We start from the raw sequence: 11,765 nt of genomic DNA, 5'->3' as shown, positions 1-11,765 counted from the left end.
CAAATAGAAAGTTTGTGTTCATGGGCGATCAAATTAATGGATCTCTGTAAGATTTCCTAGAGTCATTCAGTGGTCATTCAATTGTTTTAAAGTGATCAATGACAATCATTGACAGCCTTGACCGGACAAATAGACAAGTCAGCGAGCAAGCCTAAAAACAGACCCGGTATTTCGCTAACGAAAGGTACCGGGTCTGTTCTGATGATTGATCTGCAATTATTTTGCGTCGGCTGTAACTCCTTTCCAGTCATCCGTGCGGAACGGGGTAGCAGGGAGTCCTTCTTTGTTGAACAGGTTGAGATCATCCGGATTGTCGGCCCATCCAAAGCGAACAGCTACGGGTTTGTCAACTTCTTCTGAATAAACCACCACCGTGTTGTCATCAACAATTTCGCCTTTGGCCCAGTGGAACTTTTTGTCGGCTCCGGCAATGGTAAAGGCGTTTAGGTAGCCATACTTGTCTTTTACCATCAAGCCACTTCCGGTTTCTGAAAAATGAATCCGGATTTTGTTTCCGTCCACTTCCATTGATTCATACATGGGGCCCGAATGGACAATTTCTTTCCCGTAGGTAACTTTCAGCGCATTAAGGGCCAGTCGTTTGCCCACATCCTGTTTGTTGCGTGGGTGAATGTCGTTTGCTTCGCCAATGTCGATGGCCAGCGCTTGGCCGGTATTGGGCAATTCGAGGGCCATGGTTTGTGCTTCGCGCAGTTCGGCCCAGCTGCTTTCTTCGGGTTGATCTTTTGGCTGCATAAAGTTGGCCAGTTGTACCCAAAAGAAGGGGAAGTCGCCCAGGTTCCATTGCTGGCGCCAATCTTTAATCAGTGTTTGAAACACCCGGCGATATTGGTACGCACGGCCGGCGTTCGATTCGCCCTGGTACCAAATGGCGCCTTTGATTCCGTAGGGAAGCAGCGGTTTGATCATGCCGTTGTACAACAAGGTCGGGTAGGAGTTTGGTCCGATCGCCATGGAACCGACCGATACATCGGTCAATTTGAATTTCCAGTCACCAGCGAGCGCAATTTGTTCATTCCCAAGTTTCAGAAACAGCTGACTTTCATCGCCATAAATACCACCACCGCCGGCATTATCAACCACGCGTACGGCAAGCACGTTTTCACCTGCTTTCAGAATTCCGTTTTCAAGTGGATACACCCGATCTTCGTTGTAAGCGTTGGTTTCGCCGACCAGTTTCCCGTTCACCCAGGTTTGGTCATTGTCGTCAATTTTGGCCAGGTGCAACACGGCCTGATTTTGGGCCTGCTCGGCGGACAAGGTGAAGCTGGTTCGGTACCAAGCTGTCCCATCCACTTCAGGATAGCCTTCCGACTCCCAAAGTGCGGGAGTTTGGATGCTTTGCCAGCTGGCATCATTCAAATCTGAGGCGGCATAAATCGCTTGGCCGTTCACCAGACCTTCATCCTTTTTAGGCAGCTCTCCGCCAAATAGTTGAGCGATTTCATCTTCCTTTTGCTGTTTGTAATTTTCCAGGTCGAGTTGTTTCAGTTCGCTCAAGGCAGCGGCCAGATCCGGATCTTTTTCAATGTTTTCGGGGCTGATCCAGGTTTCGGCAACTGTTCCTCCCCACGAGGTATGAATCATGCCCACTGGTACATCCAGTTCATTCAATAAGTGGCGTGCAAAGAAATAGCCAACAGCCGAAAAGTGTGGCACCGTTTCAGGACTGCAGATTTCCCATTCGCCACCTTCCAGATCATTGAGCGGGTGCTGGCTGACCTTCTTCGGAACGGTAAACATGCGGATATTTGGATAATTCGCTTCTGAAATCTCAGTAGCACTGTTGTTTGAGTTGGCCACCACCCATTCCATATTCGATTGTCCGGAGCAAACCCAGACTTCGCCAATTAGAATGTTATCCAGCGTAATTTCATTGGTTCCCTTCACGGTCAGGCTATGGGGACCACCGTATTCCATTTTGGGAAGATTGACTTTCCACTGACCATTTTTATCGGCCTTGGTTTTTAGTGTTTGCCCGGCAAACGACACGGTAATCCGTTCGCCTTTTGCGGCCCAGCCCCACAGGGGATTCTCCAGTCCTTGCTGCAAAACCATGTTGGAACTAAAAATTCGGGCCAGTTTCACTTCGGCTTGCACGGACAAAGCGACGAAAAAAGCCACTGTCAATAGTAAAATTCGATTTCTCATGTTGTAATAAGTTTGAGGTGTTTGATTGCGATTGATGAAAAACTAATTTCAATTCGACACGCAATTTAGTCAAGATTAAAAAAAGAAGCCGGTTTTTGATCAAATTATTTGCGTTTCGCTGTTTGCTTTGGATGAATGGTGAGGAATTCTTCTGAAAGTGGGAAAAATCGGGTCCTGTTTTCGGTGGTTAGCCTGTTTTTTTTAGCTGAAACGTTCGCCAGTGTCGAAGCCGATACATCGAATCCAGGTTTATCCCGATGTTGATGAACTTGTATCGAGCCTTTGGGCTTATTGAATTTAAGTTGCTATTGGGGGTTGCGATGATTTGTGACTAATTCGGTTTAAAACAAAAAAGAGACGCATCAGGCCGACGCATCTCTTCTTGTATTTTGATCCTGGCGATTAAAGCAAAGTTTTCAATTCGGCTTCAATTTTACCATATAGCTTTTTGCTGATGGGGCAGATTGGCAGGCGAACGATGTTTTTCAATTTACCATTAATTTCCATGGCTGCTTTTACGCCGCCCGGATTTCCTTCGCGGAACAACAGTTTGAAGAAGTCAATCATTTGCAAGTGCAATTCGCGTGCTTCAGCAAATTGGCCATCGTTGGCCAAATGAATCAGCTGGCTAAGCTTGCCCGGAAGCACATTGGCCACCACGGAAATGACTCCAATGCCACCTACGGCAATAATGGGCAGGGCCAGCACGTCGTCGCCCGAAATGACACCAAAGCCTTCAGGCCCGTGTTTCACCATGCGCGAAACCTGCGACGAAATGCCCGAAGCTTCTTTAATGGCGATGGCGTTGGGGCAGGTTTTGGCAATTTCAACTGAAGTAGCTCCGTCCATGTTGATGCCGGTGCGTGAAGGTACATTGTACAGAATAACCGGTACCGGGCTGGTGTTGCAAACCAGTTTGTAATGTTCAATCAGTCCTTTTTGCGACGGTTTGTTATAGTAAGGGGTTACGCTCAAAATACCATCAATATCAGTAAAATCGGTGGCTTGAATGGTTTGCATAATTTTGTATGGGTCGTTTCCTCCCATACCCAAAACCAGTGGAACCCGTTTGTCGTTTTTTGCTTTGATGCAGGCAACCACTTCTTTTTGTTCTTCAACAGACAAAGTTGGTGTTTCGGCGGTTGTTCCGAGAGCCACCAGGTAGTCCATGCCATTGCTGATTTGATCTTCAACGAGGTTTTCCAGCGCATTAAAATCAATGGAGGAATCTTCTTTAAATGGAGTTACTAAGGCAACTCCGGCTCCTTTAAACGGGTGTGTCATGTGTTATTTATTATAGATTATTTACTTCTGTTTAAACCACTGCTTGTTTGTTTAGTTCACCTAAATAGTGAATGATTTGTTCGGCCAGGTAACTCGGCTCTTTGCGCCGGCTGACGTCGATGCTCAAATCGAAATAATCGGGTTTGGCTTCGGACCATCCGGTTTTAAACCGGGCATGAGACAGGCAGCGCAGATACTGAATTTCAATGCCTGAACTTAAACTGATGTCAATCAATACATCAAACTTGTGTGCTATGAATTTTGAAATCTCTTCATTCTTGATTTTTCCGAGTATCGAAATATCATTGGGACTGAAGAGCGCCTCGCCACGAACGGATCCGCGTTGCGAGGAAAAGCAAAGGCTGTTGACATGAATGCCCAATTTTTTTAGTTGACTGGTCAGCAGATCAAAAACTTCACGATCATCTGCTTTCCAGAGTATGCCGGCGGTTTTGACCTGTCCGAGGTTAACCACCCGAACAGGCCGGTTTAGTTTCCTCTGCTCACGCTTCAGCAACCAGCCGATGATTTGATTTTTAAAACTCATAGTCGAAGGCAAAAATAGCAAATTGTTTGTGATAAGTCGAACGGGAGCAAGCCAAAAGTAGCGACAAAGCTTAAAGTTTGAAATCGCCCGGTTGGCGTCGATTCGTATGCGGCAAGCCCAATAAATGACTTATCATTCCACTTTGACGCGCTTGTTGGTTTGGGTATACCAAATGTAACCCGAAACATTGGGGTAGCCACAGCCTTTCAGTTGATTCACATAGGTCCGTACCTGGTAATGATATTTGTCCAGCTCCTTTTCGCCCGACTTATAATCTACCACAATCACCTCCTTGTCGTTGATCATGATTCGGTCGGGGCGTTTTAGCTCTGTGCCAGTCAATACCGAGCGTTCATTCAGCACCCGGAAACTGCCGTCGAACCAGGATTTTACTTCGGGGTCGGCCACCAACTCATGCAATTGCTGAAGCATTTGATCCTTCTCTGCCGTCTGAATCAGTCCTTTTAGCACCAACTCACCAACGGCATTCTCAACATCGGATGTGGTTGAAATCCGGGCCAGCACTTCGTGAAAAACCCGGCCTTTGTTGATTTTTGTTGAAGCCAAATCGTCGGCAACAAAAAAATGCTCGTTGCGCTTTCTCAGTTTCAGGTAATCATGAAAATCGGCAAATCGGAACTCATTTAGCACCAGCCCATTTTCCTTGACCTGCTCTTGATGGGCCGATGCAGAAATTTCACCATACGAAAAGCTGGACGACTCCGGCGTGAAATGATCCGACAAGGAACAGAAAAGCGATGGGTCTCCTTTTGGAGGCATTCGATCGGCCAATTCCATGGCATGACGTAAAACGTCGGCCATGTTTCCAAATTTCCCAGTGGTCACCGACCAGGTAAACAGCGCTGTGCGTGCGCGGGTAAAAGCCACATACAGCATATTCAGGTTATCGATGTAGTAGTTTATTTTTTCCTGAAAATATTCCTGAAAAAAGATGGATTCACCCATGCGTTTTTCATACTTCACCGGAACCAGTTCCAACTGGTTAAACGGCGGAAGCTTGGGTTGACACCAAAGAATGGGGGCGTGCTGGGCGGCCACTTCTGTTTTCCAATCGCAAAACGGAATGAACACATAATTGTATTCCAATCCTTTGGCTTTATGAATGGTTTGAATCCGAATGGCGTCCAGTTCTTCGGACACGGCAATGGTAGCCTTTTGGCCCTGTTCTTCCCACCAGCTCAAAAACGCCGCAATGTCGGCTGTCCGGTTTCTCATGAAGGCAGCCACCTGATCGATAAACGCCTGCAAGTAGGCCAGTTCTTCATTCAAACTAAACAAGTTAAAGAGTTCGCATATTTTGAAGGCGATTTCCTGAATGTTTCTTCCGCCCAGGGATTCAGAAAAATAGGCACTGGTTAAAAAGTCGGAAAGCAGGTTGCTTTCTTCCTTTCGTTTTTCAAACCAGCTGGTTGTATCGGGCTTGTCGAGGGCGTCAAAACCAATGGTTAATTGGGGCGATGATGAAACGCTCAGGTCGGGCACCCGGCCGATGTGTTGCAGCTGATCAAACAGCTCATTGTAATACAAATGGTTGGCCAGTGCCAGGGCAACATCATCGTTTGGATCGGCCAGCAACTGGTACAATGCCAGCACAAACCCAACCGCTGCCGAGTTTTTTACAAAAAGTGATTCGCTGGACAAAATATTAAAATTGTAGTTTGAATCCGCTTTGGCTTTCTCATGCAACAGTCGGTCGGCAACCAGCTTGGCTTCGTCTTTCTTTCGCACCAAAACGGCTATTTCCCGGGCCTTCGCACCTATGGACTGTACTTCGCGGATTTGTTCCACCAGCTCATTCAAGATGGTTTCCCGCAATTCATCTTGTTCATCGTCTTTGGGTTTTTCGAAAAACCGCATGCGAATTGCACCTTCATCCAACAGTTTGGTATTGGCAATTTGCTGCAGGCTTTCGCCGTAGAGCAATTCAATCTGGCCGGCCATTTCCGTGTCTTTAAGCCGGTTTTCTTCCAACTCATTGTTGATGTTTTGCTGAAACAGCTGCGGCAGAATCTGAAAAATACTGTTGTTGAAACGAATCACGTTACCGGTGCTGCGCCAGTTTTTTTGAAGGGTTTCTTCCGTCACGCCATTGACTGAAAATTGCTTGCTGACTTCGCCTCCCAACAAATCCCAGTTGCCATTTCGCCAGCGATAAATGGCTTGTTTTACATCGCCTACCAACATGCCCAGGTTGCCCTCTGCCAGCGCATTGGTGATCAGTGGTCTGAAATTTCCCCACTGCAAACCCGAGGTGTCCTGAAATTCATCGATCATGAAATGGTTATAGAAAACACCTGTCTTTTCGTAGATGAATGGTGCGTCGGAATCGTCAATGATACTTTTCAGCAAAGTGCCGGACTCTGAGATGAGCACGACGCCTTTCTCCTGCGTCACTTGACGAACCATGGCCTGCAAATCGACCAAAATACCCAAAGTGTACAGCTGGCTTGAAATCAGTTTGGCGCTGTTGTAATCATGCAATTTTTTAAAATAGAAAGTCACCGCTTCATGAAGCAGCGGTTGAAGGCTGGCAGCAGCCTCTTTTACATTGGCTTTGGCCGTTTGCGTTGTCCAGACCTCCGGGTCATCGGCCGCTTCAGTTGCTCGTTTCCCGGGCCAGGAATCGATGTTGAAATCGGCCAGCCGTTGAAACGAAGTGGATGCGCTCGTTTTTTTAAATTTAAAATCGTCGACCGAAACGCCGTGCTCTTGCATGGTTTGCAAGCCTTTTTTTCCAATCTGCTTTAAGGTGCTTTCAAACTGATAAATCAGGCTGTTTAATTCTTTTTTATAGTTCGTTATAAACTGCTTGTCGTTAATTTTTTCGTGCAAAGTTTGGTTCAGAGCCTTAAACGTTTCATTGTAAATCTGCACCCCCAACTTCAGAATATCGTTTTTCAGGTTCCAGCCACCACCTTCCCGTATTTTTTCGTTGGCGAATTTTTTAAGCCAGGCCAACAGGGCTGGATTGTCTTCGATTGACACCAACAATTCGTCCACCGCTTCTTCCAAAATCAGCTTGTCTTCCAGGTCAACCTGGTAGGCGGCATTGATTCCAAGTTCGCGGTTAAACGATTTGATGACCCGCTGAAAAAAGCTGTCGATGGTGCTGATTGAAAAGCGGGAATAATCGTGCAGAATTCGTTTCAGGCTTTTTCGCGCCCGGTCGGCAATTGCTGCTGAGCTCAGCTTCATTTCATCAGCCAAAATGGGCAAATAGGCTGACGGCTGTTCGTTGGCCAGCACGTACAGTTCTTCTATCACCCGCTCTTTCATCTCGGTGGTGGCCTTGTTGGTGAAGGTTACGGCCAGTATGTTTTTGTAGTTCCATTCGCTGTCGAGTGCGATTTTCAGATACTCCAGTGCCAGACGAAAGGTTTTCCCCGAACCGGCAGAGGCTTTGTATATTTTGAGTTGTGACATGCGTTTATGTTAGAAGGTCGATTGAAAATTGAAACCGGCTTTCAACCGGCGCTGACACAAAAGTACATGAATAATGAGAAGATTCAAGGATTTGGAATCATGGTAAGTTCGTTTTCCGGCTCGGCCAAATGCTGATACTTTTTTGGATTTGCCTCGCGGATTTTTTCCCTGGCTTCCTGGTCTTCTTCGTAGTCAGCTTGCGGTTCTTCAGGCGACTGACTGGAACTGGGCGAAAAATGAAGATGAATGTACATGGGAAAATGATCGGAACCAATTGCTTCAAGCCGCTTAATCGTTATCAGCTTAAACTCGGACGAGTGGAAAATGTGGTCGAGCGGCCAGCGCATCAGCAAATGTTTAGCATGAAAAGTATTGAAAAAACCTCTGCCAATTCGTGGATCCAGAAGACCGCTGATTTTTTGGAACAACCGGGTTGATTTGGACCAGGCCACATCGTTAAAATCGCCAAACACCAAAGCTGGAGTACCTTCCTTTTCAATTTTCTTTCCAATCAATAAAAGCTCTCCATCGCGATTGGTGGTTGTTTCGCTTTCGCCGGGAAACGGCGGTTTGGGATGCAAACAGTAAATTTGGATTAACTGGCCCGACCGCAGCTTTACCTGTGTTTCAATGGAAGGAATGTTGTTTTCAATCAGGTAGTTGATTTGCGCATTTTTCAGCACCAGTTTGGAGTACAAAATCATACCGTACAAGTTGTCCAGTGGCTTTTTCAGGGTGTAGGCATATTCGGTTTCTAGGGGGCGCAATTGTTTTTCCCACCAATCGTCGGTTTCTACCGTGAGTAGCAAATCCGGTTTCTGTTCTTCAACCAGCTTCAGAAGACTTGACGAATTCCGGTTGGTCTGAAGCACATTGCTGACCATTAGTGATATCGATTGCTTGGAATCATTTCCATGATAAGCCACGACTTGCTTGGGCGAAAAGATAGTGTAGCGACTGATTTTCGCCGTCTGATAAACGATGGCCAAAAGCAGAAGTCCGCAAATGACGATTTGCCAGACTTCATTGAAACGATAAAAAACCAGGCTCAAAACTAAAATGAGCAGCATGGCAGTGGTAATCTGCAAACGTGGAAAATCGGTGACCCGAATCCACCACGCTGTCCATTTTAAACGCGAAGCAATGGTGGCAACCACGAAAGTTGCTGACAGCAACAAGAGGATGGTTTCCAATCCGCTCACGCCTTGTCATGCTTTGCAATAATCCACACAGCATGCACAATACCCGGAATAAAGCCAAGTAGCGTGAGTAAAATATTCAACCAAAAAGCACCTTTCAGTCCGACGGTGAGAAAAACCCCCAGTGGAGGAAGAATAATGGCAAAAATGATACGAAGAATACTCATAATTTCAGAATTAACGATTTGTGATTTGTTTCACGGTCAAATTACAATTTTTTTTTGATCGCATAACCTGTTTGATAAATTCATCTACGACTAAGCTTAACAACTCAAGTGGTTTTGGGTTTTATCTCACCGGCTTATGAAAATTTGAGCTTCCTTTGGCCCATGAAGTCAAATGATAAAACTGCCGGCCATGCGGATTCTATGTTTGAAAAGCCCGCGGGCAATCGTACATTTGCAGAAAGCTATTAATTGCTCCGGATATGGTACTTCAGGTTTTATTAGCAATTTCCATTATTCTGCAGATTTTTGCTGTTGGTGTGGCCATTAAGCTCACCCGGGTGACGAAGTATAATTTCTCCTGGGTTTTGCTCACGGTTGGATTTATTTTCATGGCCATCAGCCGGATGCTCGAATTCCTGCCCTACATCAGCAATTTTGAGCCGCAGGAATTGGGTGAAGTGGCCGTTTGGTTTGGCGTGGTTATTTCGCTGTCGTTTGCTATCGGCGTATTTATGATTCAACGGATCTTTAAGTACATGAAAAGGGTGGAAGATTCCAGACGTATGACGGAGAAAATGTTTCTGAATGCCATCATTCAAACGGAGGAAAAGGAGCGCAAACGATTCGCCAAGGATTTGCACGACGGCCTGGGTCCCTTGCTCTCCACCGTAAAAATGTCGGTCTCATCGCTGGCCCAGCTCGAACACGACCAAGCTTCAAAAGAAATTGTTGACAATACGGCCATGGTGATCAATGAGGCCATTAAATCACTCAAAGAAATTTCGGACAACCTGAGTCCGCATGTGCTCAATAATTTTGGTTTGCTACGAGCTTTGCGCAACTTCAGCAATAAAATTAATGCCACCCGGGCCATTCATATTGAATTGGAATCGAACCTTGGAAATGAGCGCTTTAGCAACAACATCGAAGTGGTTTTGTACCGGGTGGTTTGCGAATTGATCAACAACACCATTAAACATGCCGAAGCCAAGACCGTTTCGATTCAACTGCAAAAGGAAAGCAATGATCTTCTGATTTCCTACCAGGATGACGGGATTGGTTTTGATATGGAAAAGCTGGATGAACAACCCTTGGTTGGTGGCATGGGCTTTTCAAATATCTATTCGCGCATCAACTCGCTAAAAGGAGAATTCACGCTCGAAAGCAAACCACAGGAAGGAACACAGGTTTATATAAAAGTAAAAACAACCGATGAGTAAAGAACGACATAGCATCATGTTGGTCGATGACCACACCTTATTTCGCAATGGGTTGCGAATTTTGTTGAATAATTTGAATGAATACAAGGTGACGGCAGAAGCAGCGAACGGACAGGAATTTATTGATCTGCTCGAATTGCATGTGCCAGATTTGGTATTGCTTGATATTGACATGCCGGTAATGGATGGAATTGATGCGGCCCGGTTGGCACTTGAAAAGTTGCCAGATTTGAAAATTATTACGCTGTCGATGTATGGCGAAGAAGATTATTACTACAAAATGGTGGATGCCGGAGTGAAAGGCTTTTTGCTGAAAAATTCCGATATCAACGAAGTGAAAGCCGCACTGCAAACCGTGTTGGAAGGTGGCACTTATTTTTCGTCTGAATTACTGAAAAACCTGGTCAACAGCCTTCGCTCCAAATCGCAGCATCACGAAAAGCAAAATGTGCTTTCGGAGCGCGAAACAGAAATTTTGATCTTAATTTGCCAGGGATTTTCGAACCAGGAAATCGCCGATCAACTCTTCATTTCGAAGCGGACTGTAGACAAACACCGCTCCAATATTCTGGAAAAAAGCGAAAGTAAAAATACAGCCCAACTGGTGATGTACGCTATAAAAAACCAGTTGGTGGAGATTTGAATATTGGTGATTGATCATTGGTGATTGGTTGGAATTTAAAGATTTGGTCATTCAATAGTCATTCGATAGTCATTAAGTGGTCATTGATTTGTCATTCGTCGTGCAGGTTGAGTTCCTTGTACCTTGAAATCTGGAACTTATCCGCAAAGCGCTTCATTTCAGCGTGTGTTCGACCTTGTTGGCGCCTCGCCCGAAAGCCATTATCCCTCGCTCGGCCACCTTGGGAAGTCGTCCGCAAGAGCTTCTGAATCATTTGCAAGAGCTCGGGTGTCGTCCGCAAGAGCTTGGTTGTTGTCCGCAGGAGTTTGGTTGTCATCTGCAGGAGTTTGGTTGTCATCCGCAAGCGTTTGGTTGTCGTCCGCAAGAGCTTGGTTGTCATCTGCAAGAGCTTGCGAATCGTCCGCAGGAGCTTGCGATTTTTTCGTTTTACAAATACCGTTGGGCGATGCGAAGGGCTTGATTTCCGTAAGATCCGCCAAACAGGAAGTAATGATTCAGCACATGATAAATCTGGTATAGCTGAATGCGTTCTTCCCAGCCTGCTTGCAGCGGAAACTCATTTTGGTAGGCGCGCCAGCTTGCAGGCGAAAATCCACCAAACATGCTCATCATCGACAACTCCATTTCCCGGTCGGCATAATAACTTGCCGGATCAATGAGGGCCGGCCCCTGCGCGGTGTACAAATAATTTCCTGACCAGAGGTCGCCATGAATCAGTGAAGCCTCCGGATGAGAGGGGATCAGGTTTGGTAAACGTTCAACCAACTTGTTGCAAGTATTTTTTTCGGTTGATGAAAGCGAGCGGGTCTGGCTTATTTTTTCAAGCAAAAAAAGAATTCGTTGTTGTCCGAAAAAATCAATCCAATCTGCGTTCCAGCGATTATCCTGTTCTGTCGATCCGCAATAGTTGTTGTGATGAAAGCCAAAAGCGTCGTTTGTTTTTCGGTGGAGGTGTGCCAGGCCGATTCCAAGCTTTTCATCTTCGGCAGGCGTATGACCCGGTGTGAGGAATTCAAGTAACAGGTAACCCGGATCCTCTGACGCTTCATTGGCCAAAATCACTTGGGGAATAATTAGTTAATCCTTATG

General features: G+C 46.0%; 9 protein-coding genes. 2 read left to right on the top strand and 7 right to left on the bottom strand.

The window, feature by feature from the left end; translation table 11 throughout:
• Positions 1-216 precede the first annotated feature (216 nt).
• From NC99_RS20260 to NC99_RS21725, 6 genes are all read right to left on the bottom strand, one after another.
• Positions 217-2,172 (bottom strand): sialate O-acetylesterase, encoded by a 1,956-nt coding sequence (locus tag NC99_RS20260; RefSeq protein ID WP_053188386.1) that lies wholly within the window; start codon positions 2,170-2,172, stop codon positions 217-219.
• A gap of 402 nt (positions 2,173-2,574) precedes the next feature.
• The gene (gene dapA, locus NC99_RS20255; RefSeq protein WP_053188382.1) at positions 2,575-3,456 is read right to left on the bottom strand and encodes a 4-hydroxy-tetrahydrodipicolinate synthase; all 882 of its coding nucleotides are present in this window, start codon (positions 3,454-3,456) and stop codon (positions 2,575-2,577) included.
• Positions 3,457-3,487: 31 nt separating this feature from the next.
• A complete protein-coding gene (locus NC99_RS20250) occupies positions 3,488-4,003 on the bottom strand; it encodes a DUF6913 domain-containing protein (protein WP_053188380.1) in 516 nt (171 codons plus the stop codon).
• 132 nt (positions 4,004-4,135) lie between these two features.
• Positions 4,136-7,447 (bottom strand): UvrD-helicase domain-containing protein, encoded by a 3,312-nt coding sequence (locus tag NC99_RS20245; protein WP_053188378.1) that lies wholly within the window; start codon positions 7,445-7,447, stop codon positions 4,136-4,138.
• A gap of 83 nt (positions 7,448-7,530) precedes the next feature.
• Positions 7,531-8,649 (bottom strand): endonuclease/exonuclease/phosphatase family protein, encoded by a 1,119-nt coding sequence (locus NC99_RS20240; RefSeq protein WP_053188376.1) that lies wholly within the window; start codon positions 8,647-8,649, stop codon positions 7,531-7,533.
• On the bottom strand, positions 8,646-8,813 hold the full coding sequence (locus tag NC99_RS21725; protein WP_082326611.1) for a YqaE/Pmp3 family membrane protein: 168 nt from the start codon (positions 8,811-8,813) through the stop codon (positions 8,646-8,648). The genes NC99_RS20240 and NC99_RS21725 overlap by 4 nt, the downstream gene beginning before the upstream one ends.
• A gap of 260 nt (positions 8,814-9,073) precedes the next feature.
• On the opposite strand from NC99_RS21725, the gene NC99_RS20235 reads away from it, so the two are divergent.
• Complete coding sequence (locus tag NC99_RS20235) at positions 9,074-10,033, top strand: sensor histidine kinase (RefSeq protein WP_053188374.1); 960 nt, start codon at positions 9,074-9,076, stop codon at positions 10,031-10,033.
• On the top strand, positions 10,026-10,676 hold the full coding sequence (locus NC99_RS20230; protein ID WP_053188372.1) for a response regulator: 651 nt from the start codon (positions 10,026-10,028) through the stop codon (positions 10,674-10,676). Before NC99_RS20235 ends, NC99_RS20230 begins: the two co-directional genes overlap by 8 nt.
• A 426-nt stretch (positions 10,677-11,102) precedes the next feature.
• Here NC99_RS20230 and NC99_RS20220 read toward each other — a convergent pair whose 3' ends face one another.
• Positions 11,103-11,738 (bottom strand): fructosamine kinase family protein, encoded by a 636-nt coding sequence (locus NC99_RS20220; RefSeq protein ID WP_053188366.1) that lies wholly within the window; start codon positions 11,736-11,738, stop codon positions 11,103-11,105.
• Positions 11,739-11,765 lie beyond the last annotated feature (27 nt).

The sequence above is a fragment of the Sunxiuqinia dokdonensis genome, from assembly GCF_001270965.1.
GTDB classification, from domain to species: Bacteria; Bacteroidota; Bacteroidia; order Bacteroidales; family Prolixibacteraceae; genus Sunxiuqinia; species Sunxiuqinia dokdonensis.
Note: the sequence above shows the minus strand (reverse complement) of the source record. Positions and strands in the feature narration are given on the sequence as shown.